This window comes from Bizionia paragorgiae, assembly GCF_900107625.1.
Lineage (GTDB): Bacteria > Bacteroidota > Bacteroidia > Flavobacteriales > Flavobacteriaceae > Bizionia > Bizionia paragorgiae.
This window is the reverse complement of the sequence record NZ_FNQK01000009.1, coordinates 98204-120359: the sequence shown is the minus strand read 5'-3', so window position 1 is coordinate 120359 and position 22156 is coordinate 98204. Positions and strand designations below refer to the sequence as shown.

Genomic DNA, 22156 nt, shown 5'->3' with positions numbered 1-22156 from the left:
TGTAAAGAAGCTAAACCTGTGTTAAATAAAAAAAGCCTCTATAAAAATAGAGGCTTTAATGGTATTAGTGAAATGGAATTATAGTTTTTTAAACATTTTCTCCATTTTTTCTTTTTCTTCTTGAGCTAAAAGACCATCGACTAAAATACGTCCTGAATGTTCATCGGTGATGATTTTTTTACGTGCTCCAATTTCCATTTGTACTTGTGGTGGAATGGTAAAGTAAGATCCTCCAGATGCACCTCTTTCGATTGGTACAACAGCTAATCCGTTTTTTACATTCTTACGAATACGTGTGTAAGCAGCAACTAAACGCTCCTCAATTTTCTTTTTGTATTCTTCAGACTTTTTAATTAGGGCTTTTTCTTCTTTTTCAGTTTCAGATAAAATAGCGTCTAATTCACTTTTCTTATGCTTTAGGTGGTTTACACGTTGGTCTACGTGCTCCTTAGTTTTAGCAATTACTTCTTTTTTCTGCTCTATTTGAGCTTTAAATTCTCTGATGTGTTTTTCAGCTAATTCTATTTCAAGTTCTTGGTATTCTACCTCTTTAGTTAGTGAATCAAATTCTCTGTTATTTCTAACATTCTTTTGTTGCTCACTATACTTTTTTATTAATGTTTTAGCTTCTTCAATAAGGTTTTTCTTACCTGTAATGTCTGTTTCAACAGACTCTAAGCTTGATTGAAGTTTTTCTAATCTGGTTTTTAATCCAGCTACTTCATCTTCTAAATCGCTAACTTCTAAAGGTAGTTCTCCTCGAACATTTCTTATTTCATCGATTCTAGAATCGATTAATTGTAAATCGTATAGAGATCTTAAACGCTCTTCTACAGTTACTTCTTTACTCTTTGCCATATTTTAAAAGTACTTAACAGGATTGGTATTTTTGTTCGATAAAACGATTGCAAAATTACTAATTTTTTTTGTAAGATGTGCAACTAAACCATTTTTTGTGAACTGTTCGCTTTCATAATGTCCAATATCGGCTAAAATGAGTTGGTTTTCGGCACTAAAAAAGTCATGATACTTTAAATCTGCCGTAATAAATATGTCGGCACCCTTAGCCTTAGCAGCCCCTATAGCAAATGCTCCTGATCCACCAAGAACAGCAACTCGCTTTATAGGTTTTCCTAATAAGCTGGAATGGCGGATAGTATTGGTTTTCATCTTCGTTTTAAGATAGGCTAAAAAGTCTAATTCGGACATGTCTTCCTCTAAGTCTCCAAGCATACCTATGCCAATGTTTTGATTCGTATTCTCTAATGTTGTGATTTCGTAGGCAACCTCTTCATAAGGGTGACTTTTAAATAAAGCGGATACGATCTTCGACTCTAAATGCTTGCTAAAAGTGACAGAAATCTGAGTTTCTTTTTCATAGTGCGTTACTCCGCGTTCTCCAATTACTGGATTGGAATCTGGATTTCCGTTAAAGGTCCCAGTGCCCTCAAGATTAAAACTGCATTCGTCATAATTACCAATGCATCCCGCTCCTGCATTAAAAAGTGCCGTCCGTAACGTGTCCGCATCTTTTAAAGGGACATACGTAATTAACTTTTTTATAGTGTGTTGCTGCGGAATTAAAATCTGTTTGTTTTTTAATTCTAACCTATCACAAATAATATCATTAACCCCGTTAATATGATTGTCTAATGCAGTATGGATGGTGTATATCGCAATGTTGTTTTGTATCGCTTTCAGTACCGTGCGCTCCACATACGATTTACCAGTAAGACTTTTTAATCCTTTAAAAATTATAGGGTGGAAGCTAACAATAAGATTGCAGTTATTTTCTATTGCTTCGTCTACAACAGTTTCTAAAGTATCTAATGTTACTAATACTCCCGTTAATTTTTCATTTTTATCACCTACCAGTAAACCCACATTATCAAATTCTTCGGCATAAGCTAAAGGCGCATAATCTTGTAGTAGGGTAACAACGTCTTGAATAATCATATTAATTTGAGAATTGAATTAGAAACAAATATAAAATATTTACTTTCGTTGTTACAAAGCAACACTATTTTAATTGGTTTCTTGTTTATGAAATTACTTCGTTTTCTTCTTTTTCCTATAATGCCTGTATATTTCCTTGTCACGTGGCTACGAAATTTATTGTACGATTGTGGTATTAAAAAAACGATGACCTATAATTTTCCTGTGCTATGCGTTGGGAATTTAAGTGCCGGTGGTACTGGTAAAACACCAATGGTTGAATATCTCATTCGCTTACTAAAAGAGGATTATAAAGTAGCGACATTAAGTAGAGGTTATGGTCGTGAAACGGAAGGTTTTGTACTAGGAGCATTACATGATGATGCTAAAACTTTAGGTGATGAACCTTTTCAATTTTATAGTAAATATGGTGACGCCATTAAGGTTGCTGTCGATGCCAACCGTCAACAAGGTATTTCAAAACTAAGAGGATTATTAAATAAGCCAGAAGTAATTATTTTAGACGATGCTTTTCAGCATAGAAAAGTTACTGCGGGTTTAAATTTACTACTCACTACCCACGCAAATCTATATTATAAAGATTGTGTGTTGCCAACAGGGGATTTAAGAGAGCCTAGGGCAGGTGCAAAGCGTGCGGATATTATTCTAGTCACCAAGTGTCCTCCACAACTAACAGAAGAGGAGAAAACTAAAATACTAAAAGGAATCAAGCCTAAAGCCCATCAATCCGTGTTTTTTAGTTCGATCTCATATAGTAAAACGGTCTTTTCGGAAACGGAATCAAGAGCTTTAAATCAACTGCCAAACTTTACATTAATAACAGGTATCGCCAATGCCGCGCCTTTAGTGCACTACTTAAAAACTGAAGGCTTGGATTTTAAACATTTGGAGTTTAAAGATCATTATAGTTTTAGCCCATCGGATATTAGTCGATTTGAAAATGAAGACGTATTGCTGGCGACAGAAAAAGATTTTATGCGTTTAAAAAGCTTTTCAGAGCTAAAAGGGAAATTGTTTTATTTGCCAATAGAAGCTCAAATTGATCGCCATGAAACTTTTAATAGGCTAGTTATTGATTTTGTATCTAATAATTAAACTTGAGGAACAATTAATGCATTAAATAATTTCTTTTCGAAGTCTTCTTGTTTAAACGGTTTTGAAATTATATCGGTGAATCCTGCCTCATTAAATTCTTGCATTTTATCTTCAATAGTAACGGCTGTCAATGCAAAAATAGTAAGGTCTTTATTAAACGTTCGTATAATTTTTGTGGCTTCAATACCACTAATACCAGGCATGTGGATATCCATCAATACCACATCGTAAGCTGTTGTTTTAACTTTATCAACCGCTTCTTCTCCATTATCGACAATATCACAATTAAGTTTCATCTTATTTAAAATCTTTTTGGTGATCATTTGGTTGATTTTATTGTCTTCAACCACTAAGATTTTAATTTTGGTAAGGTCAATCTCACTGATATCTTTAAATAAGTTTATTTTCTTTTCTTTAATCACTTCGTCGGTATACTGCATAGGGATTTCAAAGTAGAATAAAGAGCCTTTGCCTAAATCACTTTTCAAATTAATTTTACCATTTAATATATCAATAAGCCCTTTTACGATAGATAATCCTAATCCTGTTCCTCCATACTTTCTATTAATTTGTATGGAGCCCTGAGAGAAGCTTTCGAACATGAGTTCTTGCTTTTCTTTGCTTATTCCTATTCCGTTGTCTTCAACTTCAAAACGAACAGTATAGATATTATTTTCATTTTTAACCTTTTTGGCACGAACCCATATGTCACCGTCCTTAGTAAATTTAATAGCATTTCCAATTAGGTTAATCAATATCTGAGATATCTTTAATTGATCGGCATTATAGTTAAAAGGTAAGTCTTTGTCATACTCCAAATGAAGCTTAATATTATTGTCTACTGCCGAATTGTTAAGGGCAGAAATAACGTTAGAGATTTTTTTCTTTAAATTAAAAACTTCAGGTTCGATATCGACTTTATTAGCCTCGATTTTATTGATTTGTAGTATGTCGTTAATAAAAGTTAAGAGGTATTCTCCTGAGAATTTTAATGATTTTAAATGAGGTACTTGCTCTGGTTTTGGTGATTCGTCCAGCAGCATATTAGTTAAGCCTGTTACCGCATATAGAGGGGTTCTTAATTCGTGAGTAACTGTCGATAAGAAATTCGCTTTGGTTTTAGAGGCCAATTCCGCCCTTTCTTTTGCGAGAATTAATTCGGCATTTTTCTTATGAAGTACATTGTTAGACTTTAGTCTAATATTATTATTCTTATAGAGTGAAAGCGTTAGGAGTGACAAAATTGTAATTAAAGCGATACTTAAAACAGTCGTCAGTTGGTCGAAAGTATCTTTATTAGAACGTTTTTGAATTTCAGTTTCGGTTTCACTAATATAATCTGTAACATTGCTTTTAGTAGAAGAGCGTTGGTTTTTAGGATAGAAAAAACCGTGCTTGGCAGATAATAAAGAATTTGTTAGCTCGATGTATTTTTTTAGGTAATCGTTGGCTTTTAATAAATCTCCTTTTTCCTCGTAAATAGCACTTAAAACCATGTAGCTTCTGTCTAGTATGGGCTCATAGTTATTCTTTTTAGCCAGATCGTGTCCCGCTATGGCATTCTCTAATGCGAGGTCAATATTATTAGTTTGTATCTGTGTTTTTGCTAAGTTTAAACTAGCACTAGCTAATAATTTATTGTATTTATTTTGCTTAGAAACGGCGATAACATCATCGAAGGTGGCCGTTGCCTTATCATATAGTTTAAGTTCTAAATAGGCTTTTCCTGCGTTTAAATTAGCTTCGGTCTCTAATTTTACTAAGTTACCTTTCTTGTAATTGGTTGCGGAGGATAAAAAATAATCTAAAGCTTTTGTGTAATCCTCTAAAGATAAGTAAACCTTACCAATAGCATTATATGTCGTTGCTAAATTAATGTAATCATTAATTTCTCTTTGAATTTCAATAGCTCTAAAAAAGGTTTTTAAAGCGTCGTCATAATCTTCAGAAATGTATTGTAGTTTTCCTATTTTGTAATAAATGATACCAAGATTTTTATCGTTTTTGCTTTTTTTAGCAAGTAGTAAAGCGGAATCTAAGGTGTTTTGAGCATCGATAAATAGGTAGTTGTCTATTTCTTTTTTAGCCTGTAATATAAGTGTTTCCGTTTGTGCTAAATCAGATGTGATGGCGTTTTGGTTTTGAGCATTAGAAAAGCTAAACACCAAACAAAAAAAAACAATTATATATAATGATATGTTGTTATTACGATACATTGAGAGTATGTAGGTTAATAAACAAATATAATTATTTATAAATGAATAGTATTTATTTTCTTGATAAATTGATAATCAAGTCAATCACTCGGCTCGAGTACCCCGTTTCATTGTCATACCACCCAATTATTTTCACCATGTTGCCAATAACCGATGTCATTTGAGCGTCAAAAATGCAAGAATGTGTGTTGCCAACGATATCAATAGATACGATTGGGTCTTCGGTATATTCTAAAATGTTTTTATAATGGTGTTCTCCAGCGCTTTTAAATGCATTATTAACCTCTTCTATGGTTACCGTCCGTTTAACATTAAAAGTAATGTCTGTTAAAGACCCATTGGCTACTGGGACACGAATTCCGCAACCTCCAATAGCGTCTGAAAGTTCAGGGAATATTTTCGTCAATGCTTTTGCTGCTCCAGTGGTTGTTGGTACAATGGATTGTCCTGCAGCGCGTGCACGGCGTAAGTCTCTGTGAGGTTGATCATGTAAACTTTGATCGGTAGTATAGGAGTGTATTGTAGTAATATAGGCCTCGTTAATACCACAAAGCTCTTTTATAACGGCCATCATGGGGGCAGCGTTATTTGTAGTACATGAGGCATTAGAAATAATGGCTTCAGAACCGTCGAGAATAGATTCGTTAACCCCTAAAACTATAGTTTTAATGTCGTCTGTTTCTGGCGGTACGCTTAAAATAACACGTTTCGCTCCATTTTTAATATGATGCTCTAAAGCTGTTTTGGTTTTAAACTTCCCGGTGGCTTCAATAACAAAATCAACTTGGTATGGCTCCCAATTGATGTCTTTTGGATGATTATGGTTTAGTAAAATCACCTTTTTACCATTCGCTATGATATGTGTTTCATCGTGTGAAACAGTTCCTTTAAAAATACCGTGAATACTATCGTATTTTAATAAGTGGCTTAAGGTTTTAACGTCTGAAAGATCGTTAATTGCTACAACATTAATGTTAGGATGGTCTTCTAGTAATCTAAAAACACGACGTCCAATTCTACCAAAACCATTAATGGCTACAGTAATCATCTTAATTAATGTGTTTTTGAGCTTTGTAAGACGAACGCACTAGAGCACTACTTTCTACATGTCTAAAACCTAATTCTAGTCCAATTTGTTTAAATTCTTCAAACTGATCAGGCATTATAAAGCGCTTTACAGGTAAGTGTTTTTTACTTGGTTGTAGATATTGTCCTATAGTGACCACATCGACATCATTGGCTCTTAAATCATGAAGTGTTTCAATAACTTCTTCTCGAGTTTCTCCTAAACCTAACATAATTCCAGATTTAGTACGGCGCTGACCTTGTTGTTTTAAGTACTTTAAAACCCCTAAGCTTCTTTCGTATTTTGCTTGAATTCTTACTTCACGTGTTAAGCGTTTAACGGTTTCAATATTATGAGAAACGACTTCTGGTGCGACATCAATAATTCTATCAATATGCTTTTCGATACCTTGAAAATCAGGGATTAAGGTTTCTAAGGTGGTTTCTGGATTCATACGGCGAACCGACTTTACAGTTTCAGCCCACATGATACTCCCCATATCTTTTAGGTCATCTCTATCCACACTAGTAAGTACAGCGTGTTTGATTCCCATAATTTTTATAGATCGTGCAACCTTTTCAGGTTCATCCCAATCCACAGTTTCAGGTCTACCGGTTTTTACTCCACAAAAACCACATGATCGCGTACATACATTTCCAAGTATCATAAACGTTGCGGTACCTTCACCCCAGCATTCACCCATATTTGGGCAACTTCCAGAAGTACAAATGGTGTTTAAGCCGTATTTGTCTACTAAACCACGTAATTCGGTGTACTTTTTACCTGTTGGTAATTTTACACGTAACCATTTTGGTTTTTTTTGAGCTGGTAATATATTGGAAACTGTTTCGCTTTTCATATATAAAATTTTCTGTCTACAAAGATACAAAGTATTCTATAAACTAGTGATAAAGAAACCCTAAAACTGGCTAGTAGCAGTATTTGGTTTTTATGAAGTTAAATACTTAATTTAGGGTGTGTATCGCCGTTTAAAATTATGGTTAGCAGCGTATTTAGGATAAGGGATCACTTTTTTTTATAATGTCTGCAAGTAATTTTTTTGCTCGTAAAAGTTTTACTTTAACGTTGTTCATAGGTTCGTTAAGTGCTACACTGATTTCCTTATAACTCAATTCTTGAAAATATCTAAGATTGATAATTTCTTGGTAATGAGGTTTTAGCTTTTTTATATCCCGTAAAAGTTTTGCTAAATTTTGCTCCGTAATTAATTTGTCTTCTGCTGAAGGTGATTCGTCAGCCACCAAGTAAACGGTATTGTCATGGCTATTGGTAATTTTAGAGTTGATCGAGCTTTTCTCCTTACGAACCAGGTCGATATGGATGTTCTTAGAAATTGTAATAAGCCACGTTTTAAACGTGTATTTTTCGTTATAGGTCGCTATTTTATCAAAGGCTTTAGAGAAGGTTTGAATAGTGATGTCCTCCGCATCATTTTCATTTTCAATGCGTTTAAGCTGATAGCCATATACGTAATCCCAATATTCATTTAATAAAAAATTAAATGCTTTTTGATTATTTTGTTTCGCCTTTTTTATGGCTTTCTCTATTTCCAATAGTTAGGTTTTGATATGAGATTGGCTATAAATATACTGAATTGAAAAACAATTAAAAAGAGTTCTAAAAAGGGCAGTATTAAAATGAGGTCTAATTCATTTAGTTTTTTTGCCGAAAAACCGACTGCTGTCATCTGAACAATAAAGCGAAGAAGTATTAGGACTAAGGCAAATTGCCAATAAAAACCAGCGATTAAAAGTATGATCGAAAAGATCCAAAATAGTAGTTGCGAACTGTAAAATAGCGCGAGAAGGCTTTTGTGTCGTGGTTTGTACTTTTTTGCTGTAGACACGTGACGACGTTTTTGTCTAAACCAACTATGCAAAGAGGTCTTTGGAATAGAGGTGGTAAAGCTAGATGGAGAAAAACAGATACTCGTATTTTGTGAAGTTGCTGCTTCATTAATAAATAAATCGTCGTCCCCCGAGCGTACGTCTATGTGATTTATAAATCCGTTAGTTTTAAAAAACTCAGAGCGCTTGTAAGCCAAATTACGACCAACGCCCATAAAGGGTATTCCGATTTTAGCAAAAGAAAAATACTGCATTGCGGTAAGCAGTGTTTCGTATCGTATCACTTTATTTAATAGGGAGTTCTTTATTTTATTATAAGCACCGTACCCGAGAATAATTGTATTTTTAGTAGTAAAATGGGCTGACATATCACGTATCCAGTGTTCTGAAACTGGTTGGCAATCGGCATCGGTTAAAAGTAATTGTTCGTACTTTGCAGCTTTAATGCCTAAGGTTAAGGCGTATTTTTTTTTACCCCAAAAGGCTTCTGTGTTCCTAACATTAACTATTTTAATATTGTCGTACTGCTCGGCGAAGTCCTCCATTATTTCCAATGTATTGTCGCTAGAGGCATCGTTAATGAGCACAACCTGAAAATTAGGATAGTTTTGTTTTAAAATAGAAGGTAAGAAAGCAAGTAAGTTTTTTGCTTCGTTCTTAGCGCAAATCAAGACAGATACGGGTGTTGTATTCGGTGTTGGCTGTATTGGATTATGGAATGCGAAGCTGCCGAAAACGATACCGTAAAACACAACTTGAATACAAACTATAACGACAAAGCTATAGAATACAATATCAAGTATTATCATTCTTTTTTACGAGTGTTGAGGTTCGCTACAGTTTTCGTATTGTTCAGGAGTTTTTCCACAAAAACCACAAGCTTCCCCCTCTTTATTTAACATCGGGTTCTGGCTGGCACAAGTACCGGCAAATTTACCGTCTTTTTTTGCCCAAATTTTAATGGCAATTCCTGCAATGGCGATACCAAGTAATGCTAATGTGATTAAAAATAGTTTCACAGTATTATTATTAATTATTAGAAGACAAAGGTAATGATTTTTATTATCCTTTTTAAAATAAGAAAGCCACACTTTTGGGTGTGGCTTGTTAATTTATTATTAAAACGTTTAGTCGTTTTGATGGCTGTTAAATTCTATTTCGGCAACAGGAGTTTCATTAGTCGCTTTTAAGCTTCCTCCTTTTGGTTCTATAGTAATACTTAATCCCTTTGTGCCTTCAGAGTAGTTTAGTTTTTGTAAACGTCTATCGGTTTCACTAAGAATTCCTAAGCTTACCATTTTACCTTGAATATCACCCCAAATTTGATAACATTGTTCTGGTGGTAATGTTGGTAAAGTGACAACATCTATCATAGATGTTTTTTCTTTTGGGTTAATGTAAGCCACCGTTTTTAAGTTTTTTGCTCTTCTATTACCCTTTAGAATATATTTTTCTGTTTCCGGATTATTAAGTTGCTTAAACTCTAAAGCTAAAGCTTCTAGTCTGTCATTGTTTTTTTGTAAATCACTGCGTATATCAAAAAGTTCTTCTACGATGACTTGGTTCTCATCTTGTAAGTCTAAGTTTTTGGTTAACAAAAACACAGAACTTCCAGCGAATACTAAAGCAGTAATACTTGCTGCAATACTAAAGTTAAACCAAGGTTTTTTTCTTCTGGAATGTAATGATACTACGGGGTTCGTATCTAGCTCCTCTAATATGGAATCTAAAATGTGATTTGGAGTGTCTTCGGCGTTAGCAAAAGCAACTAGTTCAAGTTTATTTTGAAGTGTTTGGTAGGCGTTAGCCACTTCGGGGTGATTTTCGATATGATTTTCGACAGTACGTGTCTCCTCATGTGAGGTTTGACCTATTAGATAACGTTCTAATAAATCAGAGTTTAAAAATGTTTGTATATCAGCATTCATCATTACTACAATTATGGGTTGTAAATCTTTTTAAGTTCACGTAAACCTATTTTTAATCTAGATTTTATAGTTCCTAAAGGGATTTCTAATTCGTCGCTAGCCTCTTGTTGTGTCATGCCTTCAAAAAACAGCGCATTAATAACAATTTGATATTTTAAATCTAAGGAACTTAAGTGTTTTTTTATATCTAAAGTGTCCTGATTCAAACTATTGGTTGTCAGTTTATATACGTTGGAATCTTCAATTTGGATTTCTTTTTGTGATTTATTAGTGGTCGACCTAACTTTGTCTATGGCCGAGTTGTATGCTATACGATATAACCAAGTAAAGAGTTTTGCTTTTTCAGGGTTGTAGCTTTTTGAGTTTTTCCACACCTTAATAAAACTTTCTTGAAGTACGTCTTGGGCTAAATCATTATCTGAAATTATCTTTTTTATCACTCCTAATAGAGCGCCAGAATAATTTTCGTAAAGTAAAACCATGGCTTTTTTATCGCCATTTTTAAGTAATTCTACAATTTCTATTTCTAGTGTTGTACTCAAAATTATTGTATAGATTCGTTAGTAATAGTCGTTAGAAAACTAATAATAAGAAGGGGTTATAGTATGTTAACTTCTGCTTCTATTGATATATTAAAGATACGATAAATTGTTTTCTGAATTAATTGTGATAGCTCTAAAATATCTTGACCCTTTGCTCCGCCGTAATTAACGAGGACTAACGCTTGGTTTTTATGAACGCCGTAATTACCGAATGTCTTTCCTTTAAAGCCTGCAGTTTCTATAAGCCAGCCTGCAGGTACTTTAACCTCTGTTTCAGAAACCGGGTAACTAGGGATGTTTGGGAAGTTCTGTTTTAAAAGTTCAAATTGAGAGTTTAGAATAACGGGGTTTTTAAAGAAACTTCCGCTATTTCCAATCTCTTTAGGGTTTGGTAATTTGTTCTCGCGAATAGCGATAACGGCTTGCGATATTGTTTGAATGCTAGGCGTCACAACATGCATTGCTTCAAGTTGAGAAGTAATAGCTCCGTAATTGGTACGAAGAACATGGTTTGTTGTTGTCAATTCAAATACGACGCTTATTATAATGTATTTACCTTTGGCTTCGTGTTTAAAAATAGAATTTCTATATCCAAATTGGCAAATGTGCTTTGTAAATGTTTCTAATTCTAGGGTCTCTAAGTTTAATGCTTGGCAAGACACAAAATGATCCTTAAGTTCAACACCATACGCGCCAATATTTTGAATGGGTGCTGTTCCCACATTACCTGGTATAAGCGACATGTTTTCTAACCCTCCATAATTGTGTTCCAAGGTCCACTGTACAAACTCGTGCCAATTTTCTCCAGCTTGAGCTTCTATTAGCACGCTGTTATTTTGATTAGAGAGTACGGATTTTCCTTTAATGTTAATATGGATGACTAAAGCGTCAACAGGTTTTGTGAGTAGCATGTTGCTACCACCGCCAAGAATCAATTTGTTTTGGTATTGATCTAATTTTAAAACCGCAATTAATTCGTCAAGCGCGCTTACCGAAACAAAGTGTTTTGCCGTTACATCAATACCAAAAGTATTGTAGTCTTTTAAAGATATGTTATCTTGAATGTGCACTAATCTTTGTATACCTTAAGAGCTTCTTTTAAAATACGTACGGCTTTAACTAAACTTTTTTGGTTAAGTACGTAAGCAATTCTTATTTGGTTAGTTCCCACGCCAGGAGTCGAGTAGAACCCTCCCGCTGGTGCAACCATAATAGTTTCATTATCAATGTGAAAATCTTCTAACAACCATTGTGCAAAAGCATCACTATTTTTAACTGGTAATTCAACGATACAATAGAAGGCTCCTTTAGGTTCTCCAATTTTAATTCCCTCTATACTTTTTAGCTCTCGAATTAAAACATCGCGACGTTCTTGATATTCTTCAATTACATCATCAAAATAACTTTGAGGTGTAGCTAAAGCAGCCTCACTAGCAATTTGTGCTAAAGTTGGCGGACTTAATCGTGCTTGAGCAAATTTTAAAGCCGTTTGAATGACCTCTTTACTTCTAGATACGAGACAACCAATTCTAGCGCCACACATGCTGTAACGTTTAGAAACAGAGTCTATTACGATAGCGTGTTCGTCTAAGCCCGTTTCCTCCATTATAGAATAATGTTTAGCACCATCATAAGTAAACTCGCGGTAAACCTCATCTGCAATTAAGAATAAATCGTGTTTTTTTACGAGCGATGCCAATTGCTTTATTTCTTCTTTAGAGTATAAATACCCCGTAGGATTCCCAGGGTTACAAATTAAAATAGCCTTTGTTTTTGGCGTGATTAATTTTTCGAACTCTTCGATTGGAGGTAAGGCAAAATTATCTTCAATCTTAGAAATTACGGGTACAATATTTACTCCTGAAGCCGTAGAAAAACCATTATAATTTGCATAGAATGGCTCTGGAATTATCACTTCATCATCAACATCCATAATACTTCCAAAAGCAAATAATAAAGCTTCACTTCCTCCGGTAGTTACAATAATGTCATCGTGTTTAACATTAATGTTGTTTTTAGAGTAGTAATTAGCGATTTTCTTTCTGTAATCGTCAGAACCTTCCGATCGCGTGTATGCTAAAATATCTAAGGAGTGCACCTTAACAGCATCTAAAGCGATTTGAGGTGTTTTTATATCTGGTTGACCAATATTTAAATGGTAAACGGTTTTTCCTTCGGCATAGGCTTTCTCCGCAAAGGGAACTAATTTTCTTATTGGCGATTGTGGCATTAATTGCCCTTTCTTAGATATACTTGGCATAACTATAGGTTTTAAAAAAAGCAAATTTGCAAAAAATATATCTATTCTTAATTATAATACGAGGTTATTATATGTTAAAATAAAGTTTCGTAACTTAATCTGTTATATGAAGCTATGTAAACTGTTTGTACTTGTGATGATTACATGCTCTAATATACTGGTGTTAGGGCAAAGTAAGTATGAAGTAAACACAAGAAATGAGGTAGATAAAATACCTTTTCAGTTAATAAATAATGTCATAGTAATCCCCGTTGAAATTAATGGTGTTAAGCGATCTTTTCTTCTCGATACCGGAGTTAGTAGACCCATTCTATTTAACTTTTTAAAAGGGACAGATACCATTCCTATATTACATGCAGAAAAAATATTTTTAAAAGGATTAGGAAATGACGGTAGAGTGGAAGCTTTAAGATCTTCATTTAATACTTTTAAAGTAGGCAATACCGTTAATTTAGAGCAAACCTTTTATATCGTTTTTGATTCTTCAGTAGATTTTGCTCCAAAATTAGGTGTGCCCATCCACGGTATACTAGGTTCTGATTTTTTTAAAGATTTAATAGTTGAAATTAATTATGCGAAACAGTATTTAAAAGTAACAACTCCGGAGCGGTATAAAAAGAAAAAGTGCAAGCGTTGTGAAACTTTCGAGCTTCAGTTTTATAATGAAAAGCCGTACCTAGAAGCATCAGTTACTATAAATAAAAAAAGGATTCCTGTAAAATTATTAATAGACTCGGGGAGTAGTGATGCGCTGTGGTTGTTTGAAAATGAACCTGAAGGTTTGTTTGTGGGTGATTATTATTTTAGAGATATTTTAGGTTATGGTCTAAGCGGAAGTGTGCATGGTAAACGTTCTAAAATTGATGCTGTAACTTTTAATGATCTTATTGTATTGCATCCTAAAGTGGCGTTTCCTGACCCGTCTTATATTAAAGATCTTGTTAAAATCGAAGACCGCAAGGGAAGTATTGGAGGAGAGCTTTTAAAGCGATTTATTTGTGTATTTAATTATAAAGAGCATACCATCACCTTAAAACCTAATGGTCATTATAAAACGCCTTTTAGCTATAATAAAAGCGGTCTAACGGTGGAGAACTCTGGATTGCGTATTATTACCGAATTGCATTCAAAATTACAATACGCTACTCATTCTGTTATTGATATAAACAATAGCTTGCAAGTAAAAGCAATCTCTGTAACCGAAAATAAATTGCTGTTAAAACCAGCGTTTACAATCACACAAGTTAGGTGGGACTCACCTGCCTATTATGCAGGGTTAAAATCGGGTGATATTATTATTCTATTAAACGGTATCGATACACGTACGTATAGCCTTCAGGAACTTATGAGTAAATTCTATCAAAATGAAGGCAAAAAAATTAAGCTAGAAGTCGATAGAGAAGGGCAGTTATTAAAGAAGCAGTTTTATTTGAAATCTCCGTTAAATTAAAAAAGCCAAAACATATGTTTTGGCTTTTTTAATAGCGATTGTAGGAGTAATTAGTTCTCCATAACGCTTTTGCTGTTTTTTTCTAAAACACTTTTCTTAGAAGGGTCAATAACCTCTCCTTTAATTTTTAACGCTACGGTAGGGGTAACAGCATTAGAAACAACAGTAATCGTTTTTCTAATTGGCATTACTCTTTTTGTATCATATTTTACATCAATAGATCCTGACTCCCCTGGCATAATTGGATCTTTCGGAGGTGTAGGAACTGTGCATCCACAAGTAGAACTGGCTTTAGAGATAATTAAAGGGGCATCACCAGTATTGGTAAATTCAAAAGTCCTTAAACCGTCGGCTCCTTTTTCAATTGTACCATAATCTATTGTTGTTTGTTTAAATTCAATTTTAGCCTGAGCAGAGACTGCAAAGCTAAATAAAGCAACAAATAGAAATGTAAATAAATTTTTCATAATTTTTAGTTTTTATTCATTTGTAAATGTAAACACTTTTAATTTCTAATCAAAAATATCATTTGTAAAATACGTAAGAAAATGTATCCCGTATTTTACCTTATAATATTTGGTCTTTAATAATTTCCTGTAAAGAGAAATATAAGTATTTTTGCTAAATATTATTCAAAAACTATTCCAAAGATGAGTGTTACATCAAAATATGATGCTAGAGAAGTAGAAAACAAATGGTACGACTACTGGATGAAAAACAATTATTTTCATTCTACACCAGATGAAAGAGAACCTTATACCATAGTCATTCCTCCTCCAAATGTCACAGGAGTGCTGCATATGGGGCACATGTTAAACAACACGATTCAAGATGTTTTAATCCGTCGCGCCCGTTTGCAAGGTAAAAACGCATGTTGGGTACCGGGTACAGACCACGCGTCTATAGCTACCGAAGCGAAAGTGGTAGCGAAGTTAAAAGAGCAGGGTATTGATAAAAATGATTTAACACGCGAGGAGTTTTTGGCTCACGCTTGGGAATGGACAGAAGAATATGGTGGTGTTATTTTAGAGCAGCTTAAGAAATTAGGGTGTTCATGTGATTGGGATCGTACAAAATTTACGATGGATGACGATATGTCTGAAGCCGTTATTAAAGTCTTTGTCGACTTGCATAATAAAGGTCTTATTTATCGTGGTTACCGTATGGTAAACTGGGATCCAGAGGCAAAAACTACCTTGTCTGATGAAGAGGTTATTCACGAAGAACGTCAGGGTAACTTATATTATATCAATTATAAAATTGAAGGAAGTAACGATGTGCTAACGATTGCAACAACACGACCGGAAACAATTTTTGGTGATACAGCTATTTGTATTAATCCTAACGATGAGCGTTTTACGCATTTAAAAGGAAAGAAAGCGATTGTGCCTATTTGTAATCGTGTGATACCTATTATTGAAGATGAGTATGTTGATTTAGAATTTGGTACAGGTTGTTTAAAAGTGACGCCAGCCCACGATGAAAATGATAAAAATCTTGGTGATAAGCATCAGTTAGAGGTTATTGATATTTTTAATGATGATGCTACGCTGAATAGTTTCGGACTGCAGTTTGAAGGTCAAGATCGATTTGATGCTAGAAAAGCAGTTACTAAAGAATTAGAAGCTACAGGCGTATTAGTAAAAACAGAAACACATATTAATAAGGTAGGAACTAGCGAACGTACTAAAGCGGTAATCGAGCCAAGATTAAGCGACCAATGGTTCTTGAAAATGGAAGACCTAGTTAAACCTGCTATCGAGGCGGTTCTGGGTGAGGATGCTGAAATTAAATTGTTCCCTAAGAAATTCGAAAATACCTACCGCCATTGGATGGAAAATATCCGCGATTGGAATATCTCACGTCAATTGCTATGGGGACAACAAATCCCTGCCTATTTCTACGGTGATGGTAAGGAGGATTTTGTAGTTGCAGAAACCATTGAGAAAGCAGTAGAGTTAGCAAGAGAAAAAACAGGAAAAGCTGATTTAAAAGCGGAAGACTTAAAACAAGATACCGATGCTTTAGATACTTGGTTTAGCTCTTGGTTATGGCCAATGAGTGTGTTTGACGGTATACGTAACCCGGAAAACGAAGAGATTAAGTACTATTATCCAACTAATGATTTAGTAACAGGTCCAGATATTTTATTCTTCTGGGTGGCACGTATGATTATTGCTGGATACGAGTATAAGGATCAAAAGCCTTTTAATAATGTATATTTAACAGGTCTGGTACGCGACAAACAACGTCGTAAAATGAGTAAATCTTTAGGGAACTCTCCGGATGCATTAAAACTAATAGACGATTATAGCGCCGATGGCGTGCGTGTAGGGTTACTTTTAAGTAGTGCTGCAGGAAATGATTTAATGTTTGATGAAGCCCTTTGCCAACAAGGAAAAGGTTTTGGAAATAAAATATGGAATGCATACAATTTAACCAATCTATGGGAAGTAAGTGATGCAATAGAGCAGCCAAACTCAAGTCAGGTGGCATTAGAGTGGTATCAAGCAAAGTTTCAAACCGTGTTGTTAGAGATTGAAGACCATTTTAGTAAATACAGGTTAAGTGATGCCTTAATGTCTATTTATAAATTGGTGTATGATGATTTTTGTGGTTGGTTATTGGAGATAGTAAAACCAGCGTATCAGCAGCCTATTGATGCAAAAACTTACAATGAAGTCATTGCTATTTTCGAGGAGAATTTAAAACTTTTACATCCATTTATGCCATTCTTGACCGAAGATATCTGGCAAAAAATAGCAACACGTACACCAGAAGAGGCGTTAATTGTGGCAAAATGGCCAGAAGCTAAACCTATTAATACAGCTTTAATTAGTCAGTTTGAATTTGCTTCAGAAGTAATCTCAGGGATACGTACCATAAGAAAAGAGAAAAACATAGCGTTTAAGGACGCGATTGGGTTCTCGGTTATAAATAATGAAAAGGTTAACGATACGTTCGACGATGTAATTATTAAGCTCGGTAATTTAGAAGGTATAACCTATGTTTCTGAAGCTGTAGAAGGCGCTTTAACCTATCGTGTAAAGTCTAATGAGTATTTTATACCTATGGAAGGTGCTATTGATGTAGAGACCGAAATTAAAAAGCTAACCGAAGAGTTAACGTACACTCAAGGGTTTTTAAAATCGGTTCAGAAAAAACTATCTAATGAACGTTTTGTTGCAGGAGCTCCAGAACAAGTGATTGCAAACGAACGAAAAAAGGAGTCTGATGCGCTCGCAAAGATAGAAACCTTACAAACAAGTATTAAGAATTTGCAGTAAGTTTGTTATTAATAAAATAGAGTAAATCCCTAGTTAATTATTTAACGAGGGATTTTTTTATTATCTTGAATTTAAGTAATAAACGGAACTTTTAGGGAAGAATATATAGTTATTTTTAAGAAGAAAGATGATAATGTTTTTGTCTAACACTCCAAAAGAATATTATACAATTGTAATACAATTATTTCAGATTTTTAAAATTAGAATGTAAAGTAGTTTAGGTTGCTTAATATTCGATTTCAATTCCAAAATTGAAAATAAAATTTATATTAGGGATGCTTTCGTCTATCCAATCTTTTATTACAATATCTTTTGATCTGGTTAACCGGTTCCAAGAAAATATTTTGTCGTAAGTAATTGATGACGAATTGTTTTTATTCTTTTTTATTGCTCTAAAAGATGGATACGTCAAATTGGGATTATTAATTTTTTCTAATTCTAACAAATTTAAACTTTCTACAACCACATATATTCCTTCTTTAGGAAAATTAATCATAAAATCACTTATGTCTATATTTATAGTATTTTTGTTGTCATCATTACTACTATAAGTCAATATACTCTCTTTTAGAATGCGTTTATGAGGGAGTTGCGTTATTTTATCAACACTATAAAGATTTACTCTAAACGCTGATTTATAATTAGGTTCAATACCTGTTTCAATAATAATTTTATTGATATAACAATCTTTAATAATACTGTTTTCTATATAAGTGGCATAAATAGAATTTTCATTGACTTTATGATATTTTTTACTTGATAGTCTAAAACTTATATCATTACTTGGAAGTAACTGTTCCTTTGTTTTTTTATTTGTGATATGAACTTCTTCTAAATTCTGTCTGTTTTCTTTAAGAAAGATGTATTTCTTATTGATTATATCATTTTTAGATGCTATATAAGGTAGGAAAGCTATATGACTAATTTGGATAGTTTTAAATTTTTTGTCTATTTTAAAATTTCCTGAACTATCAGATAAAGTATTTAACCAATTATCAACTGTTATATAGGCATTTTCAACAGGCAATGAATCAGTTATATTTAAAAGTTTATAGTATTGAACCCCTTGTGAATAAGTTGCAGTGCTTAATAGACATATTAGTATTGTTGTTAAATTTCTCATAATAAATCAAAGATAATCTACAGTTTTTAATAATTAATACATATGCCAAGGCCCTGTTTGTATAGGTCCACCGTTGCAAGAATAATAAATAGTATTTGAAGCATATACACCACCATTATAGGGACCATATATTTCTTCAGTAATCTTAACTGTTACGCAATCCTGTCTTTTACCACCATTAATTGTTTGTTGTTCAGCTTTAGATAGAGCTTTCCCTAAGTTTTTTTTATTTTTTCATAATTAAAAATTTTTATTAACTAAATTTACTTTGATCAATTAAAATAGTCATAGTTTCTGTCTATTCCTCGCGAGAAACTAAAATTATTTGAATATATCTTTTATTTGATAAAAGAATCGTTCAGTTAACCTAAGGTCTTCAGTTATAATTTCGGCGCTGCTAGACATTTCCTGTTTAAAGTCTATGTTTTTGTTATAAGAGGTTACCAATTTTTCAGGTAACTCTTATAGTATTAGGTAGTTGCCATCATTATCAGGGATATATGAGATGTATGTCACTTTTGCTTGCAGTGTTCCAAACTCTTCTTCAGGATAGCTTTCTAAACTTATATTTACTTTTTGCCCTATCTTTAATTTCCCTGAATTTGCAGCAGGAGTTTTTAATTTAGCAATAAAAGAAGAGTTTTTAGTAGGTATAATAGTAAAAATTAAATCCCCTTGTTTTATGGTTTCATTAGTTCTCCAATAATTAGCAAAAGCTACTTTTCCATCTATATTTGATAATAAAACATATTTTTTTTCCCAGTCGTTAATGGCGATTTTTAGCTGGTTAAAGGCCTGAATCACCCCCTTTAATAGCATCAGTTCTTCTTTTGTTTTGTTTATTTCAGTCCCTTTAGAGGTTTTGTTTGCGTTACTAATGGACTCTCTAATTTGCGAAATTGACGATTCAAAACTTTTTAAATTACGTTCTGCCTGATGGTATTCTATTTGCTTTTGCTCTATTTCTAATGTTGATATAATACCTTTATTGTATAAACCTGTATAGCGTTGGAGATCTGTTTTTTTTAATTTTAATTCAGCACGATTTAATTCTAATTGGGCATTGCTGTTTTGTAATCGCCTACGTAATTCTGAAATAGAATTTTTATTGGCTAAGGCTTCATTAGAAAACGGTTGTAAATTTTTGTTTAATATATATTGCGCATAATTATTTTCAAATAGAGCGTAATAACTATCAATTTCACCCAAAAATAAGACGGGTAGCTGGTCTATAGGAAATTTAAACGTTTTGTTGTTTATTTTAGTTGTATCTAGAATTCTCTTTAAGGCATAAACATCCTCATAATTTGCTGAGTTTTCAATAACGGCTAACGGAGTGTTACGTTTAATAGGGGAATTATCGGATGCTAATATTGTTTCAAGCTTACCTGAAGTGTTAGCAAATTGTTTTTCTGGAGGAGTTTTAGTTGTAAGTAAAGCTTCTGTAGTTATTACATATTTTTGAATATTAAAGTAATGTTTTGCTTTAACACCTGTTGCTTATGTTTTAGAAGGAATTGTATCGATTATTCGGTGTACAACTGTTTTATAGAGATAACTTTTATGAAACATCGACAATTCTTACATTGTTTATCTAGATTCTCAGTTGAAAGTATTTTATAAAAGCAACTTGCTTTTATAAAACAATGTTAAAAAAAATCTTTTTATTTGTTAATAAATTAAAAAAATGTCTAAAAAAACAAAGTACTCTTTATTATCTGCTTTCGTATTAATCGTAATCTATTCTTTTAATCTTTATATAGAGCAAAAGGAGACGACACAAAAAGTTGAAGAAGGGGCTGTTGTAAAAGAAGATACTAATCTTAGCTTTTTACCGACTAGCACCACGCAGCTTGTAGTGCATCATGAGGGGTATTCCTTATCCTACAGTGAGCCACACGAACAAGCAGAATGGGTGGCTTATGAGTTAAAGGCAAGTGATCTTTCATCTAATAATTTTGAACGTCCTTATTTTGAAATTGACCACGCGGTTAAAACGCAAGCGGCAAGTTGGAGGAATTATAAAAACTCAGGTTACGATCGTGGTCATTTGTGTCCTGCAGGCGATCGTCGTAAATCGAAAGCGTTGTTTGACGAAACCTTTTTAACCAGTAATATCTCCCCCCAAGAGCATGAATTTAATGCTGGGATATGGAATCGTTTAGAACAAAAAGTACGCTACTGGGCAAAAAAATACGATGGTGTGTATGTGGTTACGGGAGGTGTTTTAGAAAGTAACCTAAAAACCATTGGAAACGAAAATGTCGCAGTTCCTAATCAGTTTTATAAAATAGTTTTAGATTATAATAATGGTGATCCCAAACTTATTGGGTTTTTACTTCCCCACGTAGATTCTAATCGTTCTTTAACTAACTATGTCGTGTCTGTAGATGAGATCGAAACCCTAACAGGAATTGACTTTTTTCCTCAATTAGACGATGCTGTAGAGGAGCGCTTGGAAGCTTCAACTAATTATAGAAATTGGAAGTTTTAAGCCTTCGTAATGCCGAGTTTCTTTTTCACGCCTTGCCATCTTAAATGGCGTATAAAATGCCCTTGCTCTTCTGTAACTAATGGTGTGATATTATGAGATTGTGCCTTAAAATAGCCCTGAACTGTATTTATAAAGTAAGTAAGACTGCGTCGTGCTATGGCGCTTTTTAATGCAGAAAGCAGCATAAGCACTATTCCAAATCGCATTTTATAAAGCGCTTCACCTTGTAGGTGTTTGCTGCTCTTATGGTAGGTTTTACCCGTTGGTTTTAGGTGTTTAACCTGAAGTGTTTTATCTGTTTGTACTTTCCACCCGTAGTATTGTGCTAATAATACATCTAAAGTGTCCCATCCAATACTACGCTTTAACCCTCCAATAGCATTAAAACAGGCTTTTCTATAGGCTTTAAAGGGGCCGCGAACATGTTCCTTCGAAGCGATGGTTTCATACACCCAGGTGTCTTCTTTTTTAATGTAAGCTAATCCGCCAGCTATTCCTACTTTTTTATCTGCATTAAAAATAGTGACTAGTGATTCTAGGTAGTTTTTAGGTAGAATAATGTCCGCATCAAACTTACAAATTACATCGTAATCATCATCTAGAGTTTCTAAGCCTTTATAAAAGGCATTGATTACTTTTGTGCCTGGTAGATGATTGGAAGACGATTGTATGGTGATACTCGTTATCCAAGGGAAACTCTTGGTGTACTTGGAAATAATAGTTTCGGTAGTATCTGTAGAGTTATCGTTAACCACGACCACCTGTTTAGGTTGTAGGGTTTGTTCCACTAGAGACTGAAGCATTAAGTCAATGCAACTGTCTTCATTATGAGCCGGAATTACAATGTAAATATTCAAAATAAGTGGATTAA

At 33.8% G+C, this 22156-nt stretch carries 20 protein-coding genes; 4 read left to right on the top strand and 16 right to left on the bottom strand.

From position 1 onward, the window contains the following. Positions 1-78 precede the first annotated feature (78 nt). Positions 79-858 (bottom strand): zinc ribbon domain-containing protein, encoded by a 780-nt coding sequence (locus BLV64_RS08395; RefSeq protein WP_092133976.1) that lies wholly within the window; start codon positions 856-858, stop codon positions 79-81. A gap of 3 nt (positions 859-861) precedes the next feature. Continuing rightward, positions 862-1956 (bottom strand): Nif3-like dinuclear metal center hexameric protein, encoded by a 1095-nt coding sequence (locus BLV64_RS08390; RefSeq protein WP_092133974.1) that lies wholly within the window; start codon positions 1954-1956, stop codon positions 862-864. An 87-nt stretch (positions 1957-2043) separates the two neighbouring features. Here BLV64_RS08390 and lpxK point away from each other — a divergent pair, with 87 nt between their 5' ends. After that, on the top strand, positions 2044-3051 hold the full coding sequence (lpxK, locus tag BLV64_RS08385) for a tetraacyldisaccharide 4'-kinase (RefSeq protein WP_092134045.1): 1008 nt from the start codon (positions 2044-2046) through the stop codon (positions 3049-3051). On the opposite strand, the gene BLV64_RS08380 is transcribed toward lpxK, so the two are convergent. The 10 genes from BLV64_RS08380 to BLV64_RS08335 all read right to left on the bottom strand — a co-directional run bounded on the left by BLV64_RS08380 (position 3048) and on the right by BLV64_RS08335 (position 12931). Next, on the bottom strand, positions 3048-5267 hold the full coding sequence (locus BLV64_RS08380) for a tetratricopeptide repeat-containing hybrid sensor histidine kinase/response regulator (protein WP_092133972.1): 2220 nt from the start codon (positions 5265-5267) through the stop codon (positions 3048-3050). The two genes, lpxK and BLV64_RS08380, sit on opposite strands and share 4 nt — an antisense overlap. Positions 5268-5319: 52 nt before the next feature. Next, the gene (gap, locus tag BLV64_RS08375) at positions 5320-6315 is read right to left on the bottom strand and encodes a type I glyceraldehyde-3-phosphate dehydrogenase (RefSeq protein WP_092133970.1); all 996 of its coding nucleotides are present in this window, start codon (positions 6313-6315) and stop codon (positions 5320-5322) included. Between the two features lies 1 nt (position 6316). Beyond that, entirely contained in the window at positions 6317-7192 is an 876-nt protein-coding gene (gene lipA / locus BLV64_RS08370) for a lipoyl synthase (RefSeq protein ID WP_092133968.1), read from the bottom strand. 154 nt (positions 7193-7346) lie between these two features. Beyond that, entirely contained in the window at positions 7347-7907 is a 561-nt protein-coding gene (locus BLV64_RS08365) for an RNA polymerase sigma factor (RefSeq protein WP_092133966.1), read from the bottom strand. Then, positions 7898-9010, bottom strand: coding sequence for a glycosyltransferase (locus tag BLV64_RS08360; RefSeq protein ID WP_092133964.1), 1113 nt, complete (start codon positions 9008-9010; stop codon positions 7898-7900). Before BLV64_RS08360 ends, BLV64_RS08365 begins: the two co-directional genes overlap by 10 nt. Before the next feature lie 6 nt (positions 9011-9016). Further along, the gene (locus BLV64_RS08355; protein ID WP_092134043.1) at positions 9017-9220 is read right to left on the bottom strand and encodes a membrane or secreted protein; all 204 of its coding nucleotides are present in this window, start codon (positions 9218-9220) and stop codon (positions 9017-9019) included. Positions 9221-9328: 108 nt separating this feature from the next. Then, positions 9329-10132 (bottom strand): anti-sigma factor domain-containing protein, encoded by an 804-nt coding sequence (locus BLV64_RS08350; protein WP_245705888.1) that lies wholly within the window; start codon positions 10130-10132, stop codon positions 9329-9331. An 8-nt stretch (positions 10133-10140) separates the two neighbouring features. Continuing rightward, complete coding sequence (locus BLV64_RS08345) at positions 10141-10671, bottom strand: RNA polymerase sigma factor (protein ID WP_092133960.1); 531 nt, start codon at positions 10669-10671, stop codon at positions 10141-10143. A gap of 56 nt (positions 10672-10727) precedes the next feature. Continuing rightward, positions 10728-11741 carry a UDP-N-acetylmuramate dehydrogenase gene (gene murB / locus BLV64_RS08340; protein WP_092133958.1) on the bottom strand — a complete coding sequence of 338 codons (1014 nt, stop codon included), beginning with the start codon at positions 11739-11741 and terminating at the stop codon, positions 10728-10730. Continuing rightward, entirely contained in the window at positions 11741-12931 is a 1191-nt protein-coding gene (locus BLV64_RS08335) for a pyridoxal phosphate-dependent aminotransferase (protein WP_092133954.1), read from the bottom strand. The genes murB and BLV64_RS08335 overlap by 1 nt, the downstream gene beginning before the upstream one ends. 106 nt (positions 12932-13037) lie before the next feature. Between BLV64_RS08335 and BLV64_RS08330 the strand changes: the two genes are divergently transcribed. Next, a complete protein-coding gene (locus tag BLV64_RS08330) occupies positions 13038-14381 on the top strand; it encodes a retropepsin-like aspartic protease (protein WP_092133952.1) in 1344 nt (447 codons plus the stop codon). 50 nt (positions 14382-14431) lie between these two features. Here BLV64_RS08330 and BLV64_RS08325 read toward each other — a convergent pair whose 3' ends face one another. Continuing rightward, positions 14432-14848 (bottom strand): DUF1573 domain-containing protein, encoded by a 417-nt coding sequence (locus tag BLV64_RS08325; RefSeq protein WP_092133950.1) that lies wholly within the window; start codon positions 14846-14848, stop codon positions 14432-14434. 183 nt (positions 14849-15031) lie between these two features. Here BLV64_RS08325 and BLV64_RS08320 point away from each other — a divergent pair, with 183 nt between their 5' ends. Beyond that, positions 15032-17668 (top strand): valine--tRNA ligase, encoded by a 2637-nt coding sequence (locus tag BLV64_RS08320; RefSeq protein WP_092133948.1) that lies wholly within the window; start codon positions 15032-15034, stop codon positions 17666-17668. Between the two features lie 226 nt (positions 17669-17894). Here the strand turns inward: BLV64_RS08320 and BLV64_RS08315 are convergent, their stop codons facing one another. Both BLV64_RS08315 and BLV64_RS08310 read right to left on the bottom strand, forming a co-directional pair. After that, on the bottom strand, positions 17895-18791 hold the full coding sequence (locus tag BLV64_RS08315) for a hypothetical protein (RefSeq protein ID WP_092133945.1): 897 nt from the start codon (positions 18789-18791) through the stop codon (positions 17895-17897). Positions 18792-19253: 462 nt separating this feature from the next. Next, the gene (locus BLV64_RS08310) at positions 19254-20000 is read right to left on the bottom strand and encodes an HlyD family secretion protein (protein ID WP_245705887.1); all 747 of its coding nucleotides are present in this window, start codon (positions 19998-20000) and stop codon (positions 19254-19256) included. Between the two features lie 478 nt (positions 20001-20478). Between BLV64_RS08310 and BLV64_RS08305 the strand changes: the two genes are divergently transcribed. Next, positions 20479-21285 carry a DNA/RNA non-specific endonuclease gene (locus tag BLV64_RS08305; RefSeq protein ID WP_092133942.1) on the top strand — a complete coding sequence of 269 codons (807 nt, stop codon included), beginning with the start codon at positions 20479-20481 and terminating at the stop codon, positions 21283-21285. Here BLV64_RS08305 and BLV64_RS08300 read toward each other — a convergent pair. After that, positions 21282-22142 carry a glycosyltransferase family 2 protein gene (locus BLV64_RS08300; RefSeq protein WP_092133940.1) on the bottom strand — a complete coding sequence of 287 codons (861 nt, stop codon included), beginning with the start codon at positions 22140-22142 and terminating at the stop codon, positions 21282-21284. The genes BLV64_RS08305 and BLV64_RS08300 overlap by 4 nt on opposite strands. Positions 22143-22156 lie beyond the last annotated feature (14 nt).